This is a genomic window from Streptomyces sp. NPDC006655, from assembly GCF_040703965.1.
Taxonomy (GTDB): domain Bacteria; phylum Actinomycetota; class Actinomycetes; order Streptomycetales; family Streptomycetaceae; genus Streptomyces.
The window spans coordinates 54,687-73,628 of sequence record NZ_JBEYJU010000044.1; the positions used below are offsets into that span (position 1 = coordinate 54,687).

At 69.7% G+C, this 18,942-nt stretch carries 15 protein-coding genes and 1 pseudogene; 6 read left to right on the forward strand and 10 right to left on the reverse strand.

Translation table 11 applies throughout. The features are described 5' to 3' along the window. Positions 1 to 21: 21 nt before the first annotated feature. Together AB0958_RS24875 and AB0958_RS24880 are read right to left on the reverse strand one after the other, a co-directional pair. Positions 22 to 783: a hypothetical protein gene (locus AB0958_RS24875; protein WP_366892670.1), complete on the reverse strand. Its 762-nt coding sequence runs from the start codon at positions 781 to 783 to the stop codon at positions 22 to 24. A gap of 143 nt (positions 784 to 926) precedes the next feature. Then, entirely contained in the window at positions 927 to 1,547 is a 621-nt protein-coding gene (locus AB0958_RS24880) for a TetR family transcriptional regulator (RefSeq protein WP_366892671.1), read from the reverse strand. A gap of 143 nt (positions 1,548 to 1,690) precedes the next feature. Here AB0958_RS24880 and AB0958_RS24885 point away from each other — a divergent pair, with 143 nt between their 5' ends. Beyond that, positions 1,691 to 2,152: a cupin domain-containing protein gene (locus AB0958_RS24885; RefSeq protein ID WP_366892672.1), complete on the forward strand. Its 462-nt coding sequence runs from the start codon at positions 1,691 to 1,693 to the stop codon at positions 2,150 to 2,152. Then, the gene (locus AB0958_RS24890; RefSeq protein ID WP_366892673.1) at positions 2,149 to 2,493 is read left to right on the forward strand and encodes a hypothetical protein; all 345 of its coding nucleotides are present in this window, start codon (positions 2,149 to 2,151) and stop codon (positions 2,491 to 2,493) included. Before AB0958_RS24885 ends, AB0958_RS24890 begins: the two co-directional genes overlap by 4 nt. On the opposite strand, the gene AB0958_RS24895 is transcribed toward AB0958_RS24890, so the two are convergent. Both AB0958_RS24895 and dacB read right to left on the reverse strand, forming a co-directional pair. Beyond that, positions 2,453 to 3,040 carry a tetratricopeptide repeat protein gene (locus AB0958_RS24895; RefSeq protein WP_366892674.1) on the reverse strand — a complete coding sequence of 196 codons (588 nt, stop codon included), beginning with the start codon at positions 3,038 to 3,040 and terminating at the stop codon, positions 2,453 to 2,455. The two genes, AB0958_RS24890 and AB0958_RS24895, sit on opposite strands and share 41 nt — an antisense overlap. A 50-nt stretch (positions 3,041 to 3,090) precedes the next feature. Further along, positions 3,091 to 4,455 carry a D-alanyl-D-alanine carboxypeptidase/D-alanyl-D-alanine-endopeptidase gene (dacB, locus tag AB0958_RS24900; RefSeq protein ID WP_366892675.1) on the reverse strand — a complete coding sequence of 455 codons (1,365 nt, stop codon included), beginning with the start codon at positions 4,453 to 4,455 and terminating at the stop codon, positions 3,091 to 3,093. A 219-nt stretch (positions 4,456 to 4,674) separates the two neighbouring features. Between dacB and AB0958_RS24905 the strand changes: the two genes are divergently transcribed. Beyond that, on the forward strand, positions 4,675 to 5,895 hold the full coding sequence (locus tag AB0958_RS24905) for a metallophosphoesterase (protein ID WP_366892677.1): 1,221 nt from the start codon (positions 4,675 to 4,677) through the stop codon (positions 5,893 to 5,895). Positions 5,896 to 5,919: 24 nt separating this feature from the next. On the opposite strand, the gene AB0958_RS24910 is transcribed toward AB0958_RS24905, so the two are convergent. The 6 genes from AB0958_RS24910 to AB0958_RS24935 all read right to left on the reverse strand — a co-directional run bounded on the left by AB0958_RS24910 (position 5,920) and on the right by AB0958_RS24935 (position 13,951). Beyond that, positions 5,920 to 7,773 (reverse strand): RICIN domain-containing protein, encoded by a 1,854-nt coding sequence (locus AB0958_RS24910; protein WP_366892678.1) that lies wholly within the window; start codon positions 7,771 to 7,773, stop codon positions 5,920 to 5,922. Positions 7,774 to 7,837: 64 nt separating this feature from the next. Further along, positions 7,838 to 9,577, reverse strand: a complete 1,740-nt coding sequence (locus tag AB0958_RS24915; RefSeq protein WP_366892679.1) for a trehalase family glycosidase — start codon at positions 9,575 to 9,577, stop codon at positions 7,838 to 7,840. A gap of 64 nt (positions 9,578 to 9,641) precedes the next feature. Then, positions 9,642 to 10,466: a carbohydrate ABC transporter permease gene (locus AB0958_RS24920; protein WP_366892680.1), complete on the reverse strand. Its 825-nt coding sequence runs from the start codon at positions 10,464 to 10,466 to the stop codon at positions 9,642 to 9,644. Further along, positions 10,463 to 11,449: a sugar ABC transporter permease gene (locus AB0958_RS24925; protein ID WP_366892682.1), complete on the reverse strand. Its 987-nt coding sequence runs from the start codon at positions 11,447 to 11,449 to the stop codon at positions 10,463 to 10,465. The genes AB0958_RS24920 and AB0958_RS24925 overlap by 4 nt, the downstream gene beginning before the upstream one ends. Before the next feature lie 10 nt (positions 11,450 to 11,459). Next, positions 11,460 to 12,707 (reverse strand): extracellular solute-binding protein, encoded by a 1,248-nt coding sequence (locus AB0958_RS24930; RefSeq protein ID WP_366892683.1) that lies wholly within the window; start codon positions 12,705 to 12,707, stop codon positions 11,460 to 11,462. Positions 12,708 to 12,937: 230 nt separating this feature from the next. After that, the gene (locus AB0958_RS24935) at positions 12,938 to 13,951 is read right to left on the reverse strand and encodes a LacI family DNA-binding transcriptional regulator (protein WP_366892684.1); all 1,014 of its coding nucleotides are present in this window, start codon (positions 13,949 to 13,951) and stop codon (positions 12,938 to 12,940) included. A 360-nt stretch (positions 13,952 to 14,311) separates the two neighbouring features. Between AB0958_RS24935 and AB0958_RS24940 the strand changes: the two are divergent. The 3 genes and pseudogenes from AB0958_RS24940 to AB0958_RS24950 form a co-directional block, all read left to right on the forward strand. Then, positions 14,312 to 15,643 (forward strand): annotated as a pseudogene (locus AB0958_RS24940) (LamG-like jellyroll fold domain-containing protein); the annotation flags it as partial. Continuing rightward, positions 15,644 to 16,897: a site-specific integrase gene (locus AB0958_RS24945; RefSeq protein WP_366892689.1), complete on the forward strand. Its 1,254-nt coding sequence runs from the start codon at positions 15,644 to 15,646 to the stop codon at positions 16,895 to 16,897. It abuts the pseudogene before it with no gap. 123 nt (positions 16,898 to 17,020) lie between these two features. Continuing rightward, a complete protein-coding gene (locus tag AB0958_RS24950; RefSeq protein ID WP_366892685.1) occupies positions 17,021 to 18,916 on the forward strand; it encodes a TIGR02391 family protein in 1,896 nt (631 codons plus the stop codon). The last annotated feature ends 26 nt before the right edge of the window (positions 18,917 to 18,942 follow it).

Genomic DNA, 18,942 nt, shown 5'->3' on the forward strand with positions numbered 1-18,942 from the left:
TCGTCCGGGCGGAGGCAGAGCTCAGGGAGTGGCTCCTCTGCCTGTCTCCTGTGGCCGCATGAACTCCAGGTCGTCGCCCCAGGCGTCCAGGACCCCGTCATGTCCTGCCTCGCGGGCCGCTTTCTCGACGAGGGTGAACAGGTGCCGTTGCAGGGACACGTCGCCTGTTGCCGAGATTCCGTCCACGGCACGGAGCAGCGCGTCGGTGTCCCAGCCCGGCAGCGGGTACCGGGCCAGCTCCCACTCCAGGTACTTGTTGTAGGGGCGGGGGCGACGGTTGAGGGCGAACAGCAGCTCGAGCAGGAGGCGCATGCCGTCGGCCGCGTCGAGGCGGGCGGCCAGAGCCCGGCCGTCCCGGTGGTTCTTCAGGGAGCGGTAGAGGGAGTTGGCGTAGGCGTCGAGCCGGTCGGCGGAGTCCCGGAAGGCCTCGTCGGCATCGAGCGTGGCCCGGTCGGCGAGGATGCGGGCGATGCCCCCGTCGAGCCGGTCGAGTACGATCCGGGCCCGGGCGAGGGCGTAGCGTTCCCACGCGGGTGTCCCGGCCCCACGGAACTCAGCGAGGGTGACGACGACGAGGTCGAGTTCGGCGCTGCGGTGACCCGCGAACCGGGTCAGGTCTGTCTCGGCCTCATCGGCCACGACCACGTACAGGTCATGGTCGGAGTGCGGGGTGACCATGCCGTCATGGGCCTGGGAACCCTTGAGGACGAGGCCGACGACGGCTGAGTCGGCGACGGCGCTTTCGACGAACGCGCCGTAGGTGAGCGGCTGCTGAGCAGTCATGGCGTGGATCTCCGGGATGTGGTGACGACGGGTGTGCCTGCTGGGGCGACCCCGTCACGAGGCGCCCCGCACCGTCCGCGGCTGCACATGGCTGCCGCCCGGAAGATCAACGCACGTCTGCACCTTCGCATGCCGGCGGCGGTTCAGTCGGCGGCGGGAGTCAGGGGGATGGCCGCGACCGCTGCCGCGGTCATCTGCCGTGCGGTGGCCACCATACTGGCGATCGCGTCGTCAGGGGTCAGGTCGCAGAGGTCGATCAGGGCGAACAGCGACTCGGCACTGATCACGAGGGCGAGACCGCGTACCAGTTGCTCCACGTCCGCGTGCCCGGCGGAGCCACACCTGTCGGCCCACGGGGCGAGGGCGTGCCTGATGAGACCGAAGCGGTGGGCGGGACGAGCCCTGGCCGTCGAGGGTTTCGCAATGGTCGAGGCGACGATCACCCGGACGGCACCCTGCCTGCGCAGCACCGCCCGGCCCAGGATCTCCGCGGCCTGACCGATCCGTTCGACCGGGTCGTCGCCGCGCGTCGCCGCTCGCAGGACCGCGACCAGATCCTCCGCCATCACGGCGACACGCAGGAGCGAGAGGAGGTCGGGAAAGTAGCGATAGGCGGTCGCTTCCGAGACCCGCGCCTCGGCCGCGACCTGGGGCATCGTGATCTCCGCCCCGGTGTCGGCGAGCTCGCGGGCGGCCGCCACGATCGCCGACCTGGTGCGTTCCATCTGACTGCTGAGCCCGTTCGGGCGACTCCGCTCGGCCATGATCGTCCTTTCCTGCCGACCGAGAGCATACCGGCGCGAACTCCTTTATGAGAGTGCACTCTTTTTTTGAGAGTGCACTTGCACAGCGGACGAGACCGATCATATGGTCCTGGCGTCGGTAGACCACCAGTCAGGGAGGCTTCATGACCAGGGTGTCGATCATCGGGCCCGGTGAGGGCGAGCTCATCGCCAGCGGGCCGTCGACGATCCGGATCCTCGAGGACGGCAGCAATACCGAGCACCGTCTGGGAATGGGTGAGATCACCATCCCCCCGCACACCCCGGGCCCTCCGCAGCACCGTCATGCACAGCACGACGAGGGCTTCTACGTGCTGTCCGGCCGGGTGCGCTTCACCGTCGGGCAGGACGACCACGACGCCGAAGCCGGCACGTGGGTCATGGTCCCGCCCGGTGCGCCGCACACCTTCGCCAACGTGAGCGACGAGACGGCGGTCATGCTCAACACCTTCACACCGGACCTGTACGTGCAGTACTTCCGCGACCTCAAGGCGATGGTCGACTCCGGGCAGCCGCTGTCGCACGACTCCGTCGCGGCGGTCTGGACGAAGTACGGCACCGAACCCTCGACCGACTACGCCTCGTGAACGCCCTGTTGGCGGCCAACGCCGTCGCCGCTGTCGCGAGCGTCGCTTTCGCGTCGGTGGGAGGGGTGCGCCCGGCGGCGCTGAGCGGGAGCGGTACACCGAGCGCCGGGGAACGCTTCTACGGCTGGATGTATGCGACCAGGGGGGTGCCGTTGGGGGTGGCGGCCGCCCTCGTACCGATCGCGTGGCCGGGCCCGGCCAGTTCACTCATTCTGTCCGCGGCCGCCGCGGCCCAGGTGGGCGACGCCGCCATCGGGGTCGCCACACGGAAGTGGACGATGATCGCGGGTGCCTCGCTCCTCACGGCCGTCCACACGGCAACGGCCGTCGCCACCGCGTGAAGCCGCCGGGACACTGATCGACGCGCTGCGTCGCAGTCCGCAACGAACGGCTGTGACCAGCGCTCTCCCACGGGCCCTGGGAACGGATGTGTGCGCGGGCCTCTTCGATCCACCCCGAGACCGCCTTGGCACCGCAGCTCTCAGCGACCGACGCCGCCTCGTCGAGGTGGTGGTACGCCGCCGACGGGTCGCCGGTCTCGGCCGCGAGGTGGGCCAGCGCCACCAGGCCCGCCGCTTCCCCGGGTCTGAACCCGATCTCCCGGCGCAATGTCACCGATTCGGTCAACCGCTCACGGGCCAGGTCGAAGTGGCCCGCGTCCTTGTCGGCGAAGCCGAGATGACGGATCGCACAGGACATCGTCATCCGGTCGCCGACCGATTTCGCCCGCGCGTAGGACCGCTCGAAGTACGGCCTGCCGGTGGCACCGTCACCCTTGACCACCTGGTGCCGGCAGCCGACCCAGAACAGCGCTTCCGCCTCACCGGACGCGTCCCCCGGACGCTCGTACAACTCGGCCGCGCGCTCGATCCAGTCCTGTCCGTGCATACCCCGGGCCCTCCCCCTTTGACGATGACAGCGTCCCGGGTGCGAAAACACTACGCCCAGCAGCCGTTGACGGTTGCGGCCAGGCCGTCCATCGCGTCCTTGATGGCGTTCGGGTCGGCCGTGGAGCCGTTCTCGACGAAGGAGAACACCTTCCATCGCCCGTCCTTGCCCAGCGTCAGGCCGCTCAGCGCGATGGCGCCGGTGAGGGTGCCGGTCTTGGCGTGCACCTTGCCGACGGCGCACTCGGAGTGGGGGTCGTCGAAACGGCCGTACTCCGGACCGAGGGTGCTGCCGGCCTCCCCGGAGACGGGCAGGCCGTCGAGGACCGAGCGGAGGGTGTGCGCGTACCGCGGTTCCGTCAGCAGTTCGAGGATCTGCGCGAGGGTCGCGGCCGGGATCCGGTCGGCCCGGGACAGACCGCTGCCGTCGTAGAGCTCGAAGTGGTCGAGGGACACTCCGTACGTGTGGCTCAGGATGTGGCGCACCACCTCGGTGCCGCCCGCGAAGGTGGCCGGCCGGCCCGCCCCCAGGGCCGTCATCCGCAGCAGGGTCTCGGCGATGTCGTTGTCGCTGTGCTTGAGCATCGTGTGCACGATGTCCGACAGCGGCGCCGACCGGTGCCGGGCCACCGGTACGTCCCGCGTCCCCGCGGTGGCGCGGGTGACGTCGCCGTCGACGGTGACTCCGGCGTCGACGAGCTGCTTGGCGAAGACCTGACCGGCGTCGATCGACGTGTCCTGGACGCCGTGCCCGTCGACCACGAGGGCCCGGACCGGGGCGACGGTGTCCGGGTAGTAGCCGTCGTTCCAGCCGTTGGCCAGGGTCGGCTCGGGAAACAGGCTGTCGTCCACCGCGACCTTCACGGAGGTCAGGCCCGCCGCCTTCAGCCCGGCCACCGCGGTCTTCGCGAGCTCGGCGAGGTCGGCGGTGGTCAGGGTGCGGTCCCCGCCGCCGACGAGGGTGAGGGTGCCGCCGCCGTAGACGACCTTCGTGGTGAACCGGTGGTCCGGGCCGAGCACGGTCAGGGCCGCGGTCGACGTGGCGAGCTTGGCGTTGGACGCGGGCATCAGCGCGGTGGCCGCGTTGTGGCCCCAGACGGTGGTGTCCGACGTGGCGTCCAGGACCACACCACTGACGTCGGAGCCCAGCCGCTGGTCGAGCACACGGGTCTCGAGGTTGGCGGCCATCTGCTGGTCGTCGGCGTCCGCGGCGCCGGACTTGGCCGTCGCTCCGGCCTTGCCTGCGGCGAAGGCGGAGGGACCCGCCAGCGCGGCCGAGGCGACGGGTACGGCGACGGCGAGGACGAGGGCGCGACGAAGACCTGTGCCCGTACCGCTCGGCCGGGGCCTGCGATGCCGGCGCCGGCCTTCCGGGCGGAAGGTCTCCGCCGACGTCTCGGCAGCTGTGTCGTTCATGGGTGTCGGCCGACTTTCGGAACGGGGGCCTGATCATGAGGAGGAGCGAGCGCAGAGTATCAGCTGCCCCAGGGTCCTCGCGTGCACCAACTGCGCTGGCACGCAGCCGAGTTGTGCAAGACCGTCGACCGGGTGACGTCGGCCGGTCCGCGCTTCGCGGAGGAACGCCTGCGACCGGATACAGTGCGCGAGAGGGCAGCTTGGTCAGGGAGGGGAAACGTGACCGACACGAGCGACACCCGGATCGCCGAGGGCGAGGCACCGGCGCCGCGGCGGAGCCTGCGCCACCGCCTGAAGCGCTACCGCCCCCTGATCGCCCCCGTCCTGTTGTGGGGGGTGCCCTGCGGGGTGCTCCTGTACACCGGCCAGCACTGGCCGCTGCCCGTCACGCCGGTCGGCACCGCCCTGTTCGCCCTCGGTCTTCTCGGTATGCCGCTCGCGATGGTGCGCGGCCACGGGCGGCGTCAGCAGGACTGGGCGGCGATCGTCGGTGACACCCTGCTGGGCGCGAGCTGGGTCCTGTTCACCTGGTCCGTTCTGCTCGGCCTCTTCCTGCGGCTCGCCCTGACCGTGGCCGGCGTCGGCACGAGTGCGGACCGGGCCCGGATCGTCACGTGGGCCGTCCTCGGCGTGACCGCCGTACTGCTCGGCTGGGGGTACATCGAGGCCCGCCGTGTGCCACGCGTGCGCCGGATCGACGTGCGCGTCCCGCGACTGGGTGCCGGTCTGGACGGTCTCCGCGTCGCCCTCATCACCGACACCCACTACGGCCCGCTCGATCGCGCCCGCTGGTCGGCGCGGGTGTGCGAGACGGTGAACACGCTGGAGGCCGACCTGGTCTGCCACACCGGCGACATCGCGGACGGCACGGCCGAACGCCGCCGCGCCCAGGCCCTCCCGCTCGGCACCGTGCGGGCCACCCGGGCCCGGGTGTACGTCACCGGCAACCACGAGTACTACAGCGAGGCCCAGGGCTGGGTCGACCTCATGGACGAGCTGGGCTGGGAGCCGCTGCGCAACCGCCATCTGCTGCTCGAACGCGGCGGGGACACCCTCGTGGTCGCGGGCGTGGACGACGTCACCGCCGAGTCCTCGGGCCTTGCGGGGCACCGTGCCCACCTCGCCGGAGCCCTGGACGGCGCCGACCCGGACCTTCCCGTCCTACTGCTGGCCCACCAGCCCAAGTTCGTCGACCGGGCGGCGGCCGCCGGCGTCGATCTCCAGCTCTCCGGCCACACCCACGGCGGGCAGATCTGGCCCTTCCACCACCTGGTCCGCGTCGACCAGCCGGTCCTCGCCGGACTCAGCCACCACGGCACCCGCACCCTCCTCTACACCAGCCGCGGCACCGGCTTCTGGGGGCCGCCGTTCCGGGTCTTCGCCCCCAGCGAGATCACGCTGCTCGTCCTGCGCTCCCCGCACCTGGCCGCCTCGCCGTGAAGGCGGCCCGCACGGGCAGGTCGGTCAGTTCTTGCCGGCGAGCCGCCAGATCTGGTTCTTCTTCGTGCGCAACGCGCTCGCCGCGTCACAGGTCCACTGGTGGATCAGCGCACCGGCCGTGGTGGAGACGTTGCTGACGTCGACGCACTTGCCGCTGTGGACGGCGACGAGCTGGTAGTCCTGGCTGTTGCCGAGCGCGGTGACCGGGTCGAGGGTGAACTGCTGGTTGGTGCCGCCGGTGCAGCTCCACTGCTGGACGGCCGCGCCGTCGGCGGTGGAGGCGCCGGCGACGTCGAGGCACTTGCCGCTGAGCTCGTTGACCACGGTGTAGGTGTTGGCCCTGCCGCTGACCGGTTGGAGGTCGAGCATCTGCTGGTAGCCGCCTTCGCAGGAGTACTGCTGGTACTGGGTGCCGTCGGCGGTGCTCAGGTTGGTGTCGTCCAGGCACTGCCCGCTGTTCTCGCTGACGGCGACGGTGGAGACGGTGGTGTCGGACGGCGGGAGCAGGGTGACGGTGTAGCCGTCCTGTGCGGTGGCGTACGGGACGGTCAGGGAAGCGGCGTTGTTGCTGACGCTCAGGGTGGTGTCGGCGATGGTGGTGGGTCCGGTGACGGCGGCGCCGCTGTTCCACGGTATGCGCTGGACGACGGCCCGGACCTGGCCGTTCTCCACCACCGAGGTGGTGTTCAGACCGGTCAGGTGCACGGTGACGTTGCCGGTGTTGCCGTTGCTGCCGAGCAGGATCTTGGCGTTCCTGGCGGTGTTGTCCTTGGTGGCCAGGCCGTCCGTGCCGCTGCCGGGGAGGTAGTTGACGATGTTGCCCGTCTGGGAGCCGTAGTAGCGGTACATGAACCACTCGCCCCGTGGCAGGTACTGCCCGGAGCTGTTCTTGGTGAGCAGGTTGGCCTCGTCGTCGTGCAGGGCGGTGCCCGAGGCCCAGTTGCCGCGCAGGCCGTCGGCGCCGGCGCGCTCCAGACGTCCGATGAACCAGGCGCCACCGCCCGGGGTCTGCAGGGACAGGGTGGCGTACTCGTTCACCTGGTACGGGCGGGTGTTCGTCAACCCGGCCGCGGTGAGGGTGGAGTTGGCCCGGCCGGCGTCGGTGGCGGGGTCACCGGGTTCGTCGTGCCAGCTGTAGATGTCCGGGGCGACGTTGTCGGCCTTGACGTGGTTCAGGTAGGTGGTCCACCACGTGTTGGTGGAGTTCGGCTGGCCGGCGATGCTGGGGCCGACGATCAGCTGGCGGGGGAACGCGGCGCGCACCTTGGCGTAGAACCGCGACCACATCTGGAGGTACTGGGTCTCCGACGCGCCCCAGAACGGCTTGTTGTCGGGTTCGTTCCACAGGTCCCACTCGACCGTCATGTTGTTGGCCTTGACGTCGCCGATGAGCTGATTGACGAAGGCGTCGAACTGTGTCCAGTCGCCGTTGTCGCCGGGCCAGCCCTGGGTGGTGGTGCTGTCGGCGCCCCACAGGTCGTGCGGCAGCAGCACGAAGGTGCCGCCGAGGGCGACGGTCCGCTTGTACTGCGCCAGCGTCGCGTTCCAGCGGGTCTGGTAGTCGGCGAGGCTGGTGGCGTAGCCGCCGCTGTTGAGCTGTGCGCCGCCGGCCCGCATGAAGTGCCACTTGATGTCCTTGAAGAAGTGGTCCTGCGGGAGTGAGCCGTCCGGCGTCATGCCGTAGATCATGCCGGAGGCGTGGTAGGTGGGTGCGCCGCCGGCGGTGGCGAAGTCGACGGTGACGCTGGTGTCCGCTGCCCGGGACGGAGCGGCGGGCATCAGGGTCGAGGCCAGGGCGGCCATGAGGACGGCGACGGACGAGGCCGCCCGGCGTCTGCTGCGGGCCGTGGCCGCGGGAAGTGCCGTGAACGGTTGCATGGTGCGGCTCCTGGGGGAAGGAAAGCAGGGGGCCGGGCCCTAAGGGGGTGCGGGAGAAGGCCGGTCAGTGGCCGTCTCGCTGGACGTGTGCCGCCGCGAGCAGGAGATAGCTGCCGGCCGTCCAGGTGTAGGCACGGTCGCGCAGACCGGTGCCGGTGACGGCGTCGAAGTTCTCGGCGAAGCCGTGGGTCTCGCACAGGGTGCGGAAGCGGGCGCTGATGTCGTCGGCGAGCCGTTGATGGCCGGCGCGGCGCAGACCGTCCTCGACGAGCACGGTGGCGGGGGCCCAGATCGGACCGCGCCAGTAGCCGTCGGCGAGGTAGTGCGGTGAGGTGGGCAGTTCGGTGGCCAGGCCGTACGGCGTGAGGTGGGCCTGGATGTGCTCGGCCAGCGCGCTGCTGACCACGCCGGGCAGGTGCTCGCCCAGCGCGACGGGCATCAGGTCGAGGAGGCTCGCGCTGCTCCAGGTGTCCCCACTGGCGACTCCCCGGGCGACGAACCGCTTCCCGGTCCAGAGCTGGTCGAGCAGTGCGGCCTGGGTCTCCTCGGCCACGGCCGTCCAGTGGCGCGCCGCGTCCCTGCGGCCCAGTTCCTCGGCGAGAGCGGCGAGTTCGCGCAGCTGGAGCACGAGGAAGGCGGCAAGGTCGGCGGTGACGACGACGCGCTCGGGGTCGAAGGTGGTGGCGTTGTCCCAGCCGCTGTCGTTGCCGTGCTGGTAGTGGGGCAGTTCGGCGCCGGGGACCCGGCGCGCGGTGCGCCAGAAGGCGGTCCAGCGCTCCAACCGGGTGTAAACCTCCGCTAGTTGGTCCTGGTCGAGCGGTGTCGGCAGGAGGCGGCGCAGACGGCCGAAGGCCCAGCCGTGGATGGGCGGCTTGACGAAGTTGTACAGGACCTCGGAGTGGGTGACCGAGTCGGGCAGGGCGCCGGCGGCGTCCTGGTGGTCGAAGGGCAGGGCGAACTGGTCCAGGGCGAGCTCGGGGCAACCCGGGGCGAGAGCCAGGGCGTTGAAGCAGTGGTCCCAGCTCCAGACCTTGTCCATCCAGTGCTTGGACATCAGCACGGCGGGCCGGGTGACCAGGCCCGCCGGCCGTACGGTCGCCGACCAGAGGACGTAGGCGGCGAGTTCGGCGGCCGGTGTGGCGGGCGAACGCCAGGGGGCGACGGCGTCGGCGAAGTCCGCGAACGCACGCCGCGCGGATTCCACCACGTCGGCGAAGGTCTCCGCGGGCACGTACGGCGGGCGCGCGGTGTCGAGTTCGTCGATCGCGATCTCCCAGGTCCCGTCCGCGTCCGCGGTCACGGCGACTCCGCGGTCGGCGCCGCCCAGGGCCTGCGCCCCGGTCACCTCGGTGAGGGTGCCGGACAGCACGGTGACGCGGTAGCGGCGCCCGGTCTCGTACGACGTGAAGACGTGCCCGGCGGCCGCCGGGTCGTGGAAGAAGTACGTTCCGCTGAACGGGGTCAGGGTCCGCGCTGCGGCGAGGACCGCGATGCCCAGGCCGCTGCCCCGCAGGCGTACGGTGTCCGGCGACTCGTAGGAGAGGTCGACGTGCCCGCTCTCGCCGAGCCAGCTGAGCAGGCCCGGTGTCGCCTCGACGCGGGTCTCGGCGCGGTCACCCCTCGCCGGCGTGCCGAGGGGGACCAGGCGCAGGACGCCGTGCATGCCGTTCTGGTGGGACACGAGGTGGAGGTCCTCGGCGTACGTGTTCTCCGCCACCACGGGCGAGATGTCGAACCAGGATCCGTAGGTGCTGAACGGGATGTCGTGGACGGAGAAGGCCGGGCCGGGCGGGGCGGCGGTCATGGTGGCGTGACTCGTTTCTGGAAGCAGGGGGCGGCGGCGGACCGGTGTCGGCGAGTTGCGGTGCTCAGTCCTTGACGGCGCCGGCGGTCACACCGGCGGCGACGTACCGCTGGGCGAGGACGAGGATCACGGCGGCCGGCAGCGAGGCCACGACGGCGGTGGCCATGATGGCGTTCCACTGCTGGTTGTTGTTGCCGATGTAGTGGTAGATGCCGAGGGTGATCGGCTCATGGGCGCCGCCGTTGACCAGGGTGCTGGCGAAGACGAAGTCCGACCAGGACCACAGGAAGGCGAACAGGGACACCGTGACGACGGCGTTGCGGCTCATCGGCAGCACGACGGACCAGAAGGTGCGCAGCGGAGTCGCCCCGTCCACCTGCGCGGCCTGGAGGAGTTCGCCGGGGATGCCGGACATGAACGCCGTGAAGATCAGCACCGCGAACGGCACGGCCAGCGTGGAGTCGGCGACGATCAGGCCGGGGACGGACTGGAGCAGGCCGAGCTGGAGGTAGACGGCGTAGAACCCCATCGCCATGATGATGCCGGGGATCATCTGCGCGGCCAGCAGGACGAAGCTCATGACGCCGCCGCCGCGGGGGCGCAGTTTGGCCAGCGCGTAGCCGGCGGGTGCGGCCAGGGCGACGGTCAGCGCCACGGTGCCCAGGCCGATGACGAGGCTGGTGCCGAGGTAGGGCAACTGCTCGTCCAGGACGGTGCGGTAGCCGGCCAGGGTGCCGTGCAGCGGCAGCAGGTCCGGTGGGCTCTTGCGCATGTCCTGGTCACGGGTGAGGGAGACGTTGAGCATCCAGTAGACCGGGAACAGCATGATCCCGGTCAGCGCGACGCCGATCGTGGTCTTCAGCCGGGTGCGCCCGCGGATGCCGGTCATGACAGCGCCTGCTTCCTCTGTACGCGGACGTAGACCAGGCCGAAGACCAGCGCGGCGACCACGAGCAGGTTGCCGACGGCCGCGCCCGGGCCGAAGGCGGGCAGCAGGTTGCCGAAGCCGAGCTGGTAGGACCAGGTGGCGAAGGTGGTGGAGGAGTCGGCCGGGCCGCCCTTCGTCATGATCCAGATGATGTCGAAGACCTTGAGCGTGTAGACCAGCCCCAGCAGCAGGGTGATCGCGGACACCGGGCGCAGCAGCGGGAAGGTGATGGACCAGAACCGGCGCCAGGCTCCCGCTCCGTCCAGCGCGGCGGCCTCGTACAGGCCGGCCGGGATGGACTGGAGGCCGCTGTGGAGCACGACCAGGTTGAACGGGACGCCGATCCAGATGTTCGCGATGATCACCGAGGTCAGCGACCAGGACGGCGAGGTCAGCCAGTTCACCGGCGCGATGCCGACGGCGTGCAGGGCGGCGTTCACGATCCCGGAGTCGCTGTTGAGCATCCACGACCAGGTGGAGGCCGACACGATCAGCGGCAGCAGCCACGGTACGAGGAACAGGGCGCGCAGGGTCGCGGACAGAGGGAAGTTCTGGTTGAAGAAGACGGCGAGGGCGAGCCCGATGGCGTACTGGAAGACCAGGCACACGGCGGTGAAGAGGACGGTGTGCAGCAGGGCCGGGGTGAAGGTCGGGTTGTCGAAGACGGTGCGGTAGTTCGCCAGGCCCGTGAACGGCGCGTCGCCCTGGACGAACGAGCGGACGGTGTAGTCGCGCAGGCTCAGGTCGAGGTTGCGGTAGAGCGGATAGGCGTAGAAGAGGGCGAGATAGACGGTCACCGGGGCGAGGAACCCCCAGGCGGCCCACTGGGTCGAGGTGGGCCGGGGGCGCCTGCCGCCGCGGGCCGGGGGCGCGGCGGCGGCCGGCGCCGTCGCGTCCCGGACGGGTGCGGGACCGTGGTCCGGCGGATGCGTGGTCTGCTTCATGGGGCTCACGTCACTTGGCCGCGGCCTGCGCGGACGTCAGCGCGTCCTTGGGCGACGTGGACCCGCTCAGGGCGGACTGGACGGCCTTCCAGAGCTGTTCGGAGATCTTGGGGTACTTGGTGCCGAGGTCGTCACTGGTGCGGCCCTTGGCCGACCTGACCGCCTCGACCCACGGCTTGAGTTCGGCGTTCGCGGCCACCTGCTTGTCCTGGACCTCGCCGGTCGGGGCCACGTAGGACAGGGTGGTGTCGGTGGTGTAGAGGTTGGCGGTGCTGGTCAGGCAGGTGGCCAGCTGCTGGGACGTGGCGTAGCGGGCGGTGTCCTTCTGGACCGGGATGGTCACGAACTCGCCGCCGGTCGGGGCCGCGGCGTTGCCTCCGTCCGCGGCGGGGACGGGCAGTACGCCGTAGGCGAAGCCGGCCTTCTTGGCGTTGGCCAGCTGCCAGGTGCCGTTCTCGCTGAACGCGTAGTCGCCGGTGGCGAACTCCTGCCAGCTGGTGGTCTGCGTGTTGTTGAGGACCGAGTTGGGGGCGTAGCCGTTCTTCAGCCAGTCCTTCCACAGGGTGAGCGCCGACACGCCCTGGGCGGAGTCGAGTTGGGTCAGCTTGGCACCGGCGCCCCAGAACCACGGCAGGAACTGGAAGCTGCCCTCCTCGGTGCCGATCGCCGAGAAGGTGATGCCCTTCTTGCCGGCCTTCTTGACCTTGGCCAGCGCCGCCGTGAGCGTGTTCCAGTCCTTGACCGAGGCGACGTCCACGCCGGCCTTCTTCAGGACGTCCTTGTTGTAGTAGAGGGCCAGGGTGTTGGCGCCGATCGGCGTGCCGTAGGTCTTGCCGCCGGACTGGCCGGCCGCGAGCAGGTTGGGGTCGGTCTTCGAGGTGTCCAGCTTGTTCTCGTCGGTCGTGGTGAGCACGCCGGCCTCGGCCAGCGTCGACACCACCGGGTTGTCCACGATGAGGACGTCCGGCGAGTTGCCCTGCTGGGCGGCGAGGAGCGTCTTGTTGCCCAGGTCGCTGGTGTCGAAGCCGGTGCGCTTGACCTTGACGCCGGCCTTGGTGCCGCACCGGTCGAGCAGCTTGGCCCAGTCCGACGTCTTGTCGAACTGTGGGTAGGGGTCCCAGATGGTGTACGTACCGGTGCCGGCGCCCTTGGTGTCGGTGCTGCCGGAGCCGGAGGAGCAGGCCGTGGCGGTGACGGTGACGGCCAGCACGGTGAGCGCGGCGGCGGTCGACCGGCGGTGTCTGGACGAGCTGTTCATGGCGGAAGTCCCTCTGTTCTGGGCATGCGGGTGCCGTGGCACGGGGTGGTGGGAAGCGAACGGGCACGCCGAACGGCGCCGGTGGGCGAGCGGCGAGGGAACGGCGGCGCGGGTCTGCCCGGCGGAGACGGTGACGTTGTGCGTGTCGGTGCCGGTGTCGGTGTCGGTGTCGGTGTCGGTGTCGGTGTCGGTGGAGACGGTGGCGGTGGCGGTGGCGGTGGCGGCGGCGGTCAGGAAGCCGTGTGCGGCCCGGTGCTGGCCCGCAGGGAGATCGGCGGTACGAGGAGGTGGTGCCGGGGCGGTGCGTCGGGGTGGTCGAGGCGCTCCACCAGCAGGTCGACGGCGCGTCGGCCCAGTTCCTCCGCCGGTACGTCGGCGGCGGTGAGCCGCGGTGTCACCGTCTCGGCCCAGCGGGCGGCGACGACCCCGGTGACGGAGAAGTCGCGTGGCACGTGGCGGCCCGCCTGGGCGAGCCCCCGGTAGAGACCGCCCAGCGCGGCCTCGTTCAGCGTGACGAGACCGGTGGTGGCCGGCTCGTCGTGCAGGATCTGTTCCAGGCAGGCCTGGCCGGACGCCGCGTCGTCCCCGCAGCTGTACGTCCGCACGGTCAGCCCGCGCTCGGCGGCGGCTTTGGTGAAGCCGTCCAGGCCGCGGTGCGCGGACTCGTATCCGGCCCGCAGGAGTTGCTCGGGCCGGTTGACGAAGGCGATGCGGCGATGGCCGAGATCCGCCAGGTGGTGGACGCAGGCCGCCGCGAGGGCGGTGTGGTCGAGCCCGACCCACCAGCCGCCTTCCGGGTGGGCGGTACGGCCGATGGCGACGGCGGGGAAGCCCAGCTCGGCCAGGTGGTCGACCCGGTCGTCCGCCAGCCTGATCTCCATCAGGATCGCGCCGTCGACGCGCCGCTCCCCCAGCAGCCGCTGGAACGAGCGGTCGCTGTCCACACCGCTCGGTGAGAGCAGCACGTCGTAGTCGTGGGCCGCGGCGGCCTCCACCACACTGCCGATGAAGTCCAGCTGCATTCCGGTGTAGTGGTTGCCGGCCGGCGGGAAGACCAGGCCGATGGTGCTGGTCCGACCGTTGGCGAGGGCACGGGCGCTGGCGTTCGGGCGGTAGCCCAGCTCGTCGATGACCTGCTGGATCTTCCTCCGGGTGTCGTCCGAGACGGGGCGCTTGCCGCTCAGCGCGTACGACACGGTGCTCCGCGAGACACCGGCCCGGCGGGCGATCTCACCGATGTTCACGGACGACTCCTTGCTCGACTGGTCGGCTGCTCGACGGGCCCGACAGGCCAGGCCGGCTCGACCGACGTTCATCGAACCGGTTCGCGTGATGTGAAGGTAGGAACGCCCACATCGCCTGTCAACACCTCCGGCGAAACTTTCGGATCCGGCGGAAGGCGCATATTCCTTCCGGCCGGGGGGATTGATGGGCAGGATCCACGCTGCTAGCTTCCCCGAACCGGTTCGACGAGGCGCGTCCTGCACAGCCGACGATCGAACCGGTTCGACATCTCGACGCACGCTGTTACGCCGATACGAGGATTGAGGACGCAATCCATGCCACCCGCTGACAGATCACCTCGGCGCCGGGCCCCGGCCGCCATGGCACTGGCTCTCGGAGCGGGCCTGCTGGCCGCACCGGCGGTCCCCGCCCAGGCCGCCGGGACGCCCCGGCCCGCCGCCCACTACACCTTCGACCAGGACGACCTCGCCACCGGAAAGATCACGGACAGCTCCGGCAACGGCCTGACCGCGACCCTGGTGAACGGCTCCACGGCCCGGTCCGTCGCGGGTTCGGACGGCGTCGGCAGGGCGCTGTCCCTGCCCGGCGGCGCGCCCACCTCCGACGGCGCGTACGTCCGCCTCCCCCGCGAAGTGCTCGGCGACGCGACCGACCTGACGGTCTCGGCCCGCGTGCGGTGGGGTGACGACACGTCGGCCTGGCAACGGATCTTCGACCTGGGCACCGACACCGGCAGGTACCTGTTCACGACGCCGTCCAACGGCGGGGTGCTGCGCACCGCCGTGACCACCGGCGGCTCAGGCGCGGAGGCACAGGTCTCCGGCTACGCGCCGCTGCCCGCCGACGGCTGGCGAACGGTGACGGTCACCCTCGACACCGCCGCCCACCGGCTCACCACCTACCTCGACGGCGTGGCGGTCTCCTCCGCCGCGACCACCGTCAAGGCCGCGGACCTGCTGGACGGTTCGGCCACGGCGGCCGGTTACATCGGCAAGTCCTTCTACCAGGATCCGCTGCTCAAGGGCGTGATCGACGACTTCACGGTGTGGCACGCGGCGCTCACCGCCGAACAGGTGGCCGGTACGGTCGAGACGGTGCCCACCCTGGACCAGCTCTCGCGGACGTCGTTCGACGTCCGGACGACGACCGGGACCGCCCCGTCCCTGCCCGTCGCCGTCCGCGCGACCTTCTCCGACGGCTACGACCGCGACACGCCCGTCGTCTGGGAGGCCGTACCGCCCGATAAGTACGCCGGGACGGGCACCTTCACCGTGGCCGGAACCGCCGGCGGGCAGGTCGTGCGGGCGACCGTCACCGTGGTCCGCGAGGGAGCCCTCAGCGTCGACCTCGCCTCGGACACCGGCGCCTTCCACGGCGGCGCCTCCGGCACCCTCTACGGCGTGTACGGACCGGACGTCCCCACCGGCAACCTCATCGAGGGCATGGGCCTGCGCACCGTCTCCACCAAGGCGCAGGACGGCCCGCAACACCCGGGCGCCGACGCGCTGGACGTGGTCAGGCCACTGGCCGACGCCACCGACGGTGACGTGTACGTCTACATGACGGACATCCACCGCGGCTTCCCCTACGAGTGGCCGGGCGACACCCCGCAGGAGAAGCTCAAGCTCTACGAGGAGAAGCTCGCCAAGCAGGTCGACCAGGTGCTGCGCCTGCCGAAGCAGTACCAGGACATAGCTGGCTGTGCACACGTATTCGCAGGTCAGCGGCGATCCGGAGCCCTGACGGTCAGCAAACCGTCAGCATCGGTCGTGTGGGGTCAGCAAGTCATGGCTTCGGTTGTGTTGAAGCGTGGGATGGGTTCGTTTTTCAAGGAGTGTGAGCATCCGCGGTCGCGGTGGTCGAAGTGTCCTCACCTTTACAAGATCCGTTACCGCACGGCGGGTGGGGATCAGAGGGAGGAGTCGGGGTTCGCGACGCAGGACGAGGCCACCGAGCGTTTGCTGGATATCTACAACGCGAAGAAGACGGCTCCGCGTAGTCAGGTGAAGGCGGAGCGGGTCGCGAAGTATGGGGCGATGCGGTTCGGGCAGTACGCGGCAGAGTGGAAGGCCGCCCAGCGGGATCTCGGGCCGGCGTCGGTGGCGCATCTGGACTCGCTGCTGGACATCCATCTGCTGCCGCAGCTGGGCAGCCGGAGGATGGAGACCTTCGACCACAAGGTCGTCGAGGGCTTCATCCAGACGATGGAGCGCAACGGGGTGGGCCTGGCGGCGCAGTCCAACGCGTTCGACAAGCTCAAGGCGATCCTGCTGGACGCGCACCGGCTGGGGCTGTTCGACGACAACCCGGTGGCCGGCATCAAGGCACCGCAGTACGACCCCAAGCGCGTGGTGATCCCCTCGCCCGCCCAGCTGCAGCAGATACGTTCCGCAGGCGACGACAGCTTCACGCTTGTCACCGACCTGATGAGCGGCTGCGGCATGCGCAACGGTGAGGCCTTCGCTGTCAACCTCAACAACATCGTCGCCGACGACGTCTACCGCATCACCGAACAGGTCAACCGCACCACCTGCCAGTACGACCGGCTCAAGCACCGCCGGCCCGACGAATACCGAGACGTGCCCCTGCCCGCCCGCACCAGGCGGACGATCGAGTGGTACGCGGCCAAACACGGCACCGTCGACGGATACCTGCTGCGCCACCCGGGCGACCCGTCCCGCACCTTCCCGCACTACCACATCGCCAACCAGTGGAAGAGGATCAAGAAAGCCGGGCAGCCGGACATCCCCGAGGGCATGGTCGTCTACAGCTTCCGGCACTTCTTCGCCTCGAACTGCCTCAACCACGGCATCCCCATCACCGACGTCGCGGAATGGATGGGACACAAAACCATCGAGGTCACCTACAAGATCTACCGCCACCTCATGCCCGGCTCAATCAGCAAAGCCGCCAAGATCCTCAACCACAACCTCACAACACAATAGGTCCTGGCATGGGTGCAGTTGACGGTCACAGACGCAGCCCCCGGATGGCAGCGTGGCGAACGCCAGCTTCACCGTCGCGCGAAAATCGGCACCGGGACGCCCGCGGTGGCGGAAAATCATCGTGTGACTGACGAAGCAGGCGTTGATGCCGGTACGCGGGAGCTTCTTCAAGCGGTGTACGACCTGATGAAACAGCGTGGCGACTGGCCCACCTTCACTGCCGTGGACCTCTGGGCGGACAGAGAGATGGGCATCGAGGACGCCCAGGCTGCGCTTCTCGCCATCCCTGACTCCTACCTGTTCCGTCCTTGGCAGGCGCACGGCTTCTCCAGCAATGACGCGGTCCGGCTGACCCTCCGAGGAGTAGCCGCATGCGCCGACGGTACAGAGGACCTCCAGTTGCTGGCCCGGTTCATGGCCTGGACTGTAGACCTCGAACTCAATGACGCCAGCCCGGCTGAGGCCCCGCTCGTCGCGAGCAGTCAGGCCTTTGCTGCGAGCGAAGGCCTCCGTATCGATGAGCCGGACAGCCTGAACGGGCAAAGCGCAACCGCTGCGCCCACAGCATCAGACAACACCGTGCCTGCCGCCTCTGTAACGTCTCCGGATGCCAGCGTCACGGACGTTGCAGCGGACGTGCAGGCAGCGCAGGGCGCAGTGGCACGCGTCAGGATTCTCGCGGACCTACTCCCGGGCTTCTGGACAAGCAGTGGCTGGCAAGCAGAGAAGCCCTGGCTGTGGCAACTGACCGTGGATCGGCCGCGTTTGCGGCCCTACCGGCACGTGAACGGGGTAGAGGGCCTGCTGCAGTACACCGAGACGGTGGAGCACGAGCGGGCAGTAGCGGCATCTTCCCTGATGCACGATCTCACCAGCTCCCCCAGTGTCACGGACTCACGTGAGGCAATTACGGGAGCCGCCGAGGTCCGGTCGGCACCGTCCCAGGACTACAGCCTTGACGTCCTTCTCACCTTGTTGCGCGAGGAGATCGTGGACTCGTGCCAGGCGCCCCTGCGGGCAGACCTGTACGACGAGGCAATCTTCGCCGCCTTCCGGCGAGTGGAGAACGAGGTTCAGCAAAGGTCAGGCAACTCCGCGATCGGAGACGTGCTCATCAAGTCCGCCTTCAAAGAGAAGACGAACCCGATCCGCATCTCCGACCGCGACGGCGACATGGAACGCATGATCCAGCTATTCGCTGGCGCCATCGGGTTGTTCAAAGGAGACCGTTCCCACAAAGATCGACCCAGTCTGCCTTGCGTGTCTCGTCGGGAGTGCCTCCGGCTCCTCGCCCACGCCAGTTCCTTGCTGGACTTGCTTGATCGCGACACCGATCGTGCCCCGACGGTCCGCGGGTACCAGTACGACCAAGGAGACCTCACTCTGTGGGTCGACCAAGCCGGATCCCAGGTCCGGGCTTGGCTAGACGAGACCGTACCTTTGACCACGCGCAGTTTCCGGCCCGGGACCCTGGTGATCGACGTCTCAGCAGTCTCCCCCGGCGAGCACCGTGTCCATCTGGTCGATGGTTCCCGCCAGGGGCCAGCGCACACCGTGTGGCTCGTGCGCGACCCGCGACGCTCAACATGGCACCGAGTGGTGGAGGTCGATGTCCCCCTCTATGGCGACGCCCTCGGGCAGCAACTTCTCGAGGTCTCAGGGGTGCGGCTGGAAGTGCTGGAAGCCGGGGTTGCCAGTCAGCGCGTCGTACCGACCCGCGTGACGTACCAGGTGGGCCATTATGTCGAGTGGCGCTCTTCACGGTCACGTGAGCAGGTCGGACCCGCCTGGGTCCGCGACCACGTCGGCGGTCCTCTCCGGCCTGTCTGGGGTGGCTCAACTCTTTTCGACGGCCAGCCCAGCGCTCCCATACACGACGTACGCCTGATGCGGATCAGCATCGAGCCAGGATTTCTGCGCCTGCGCCAAGGGGACACAGTTCCGCTGCGCGTCCTAGGGTGCGTTTCAGAAGTGGATCTTGATGTGTCAAGATCCACTTCGTGGGGAGGCACGATCTGACGAATGCGCAGTGGGCGAAGCTGGAG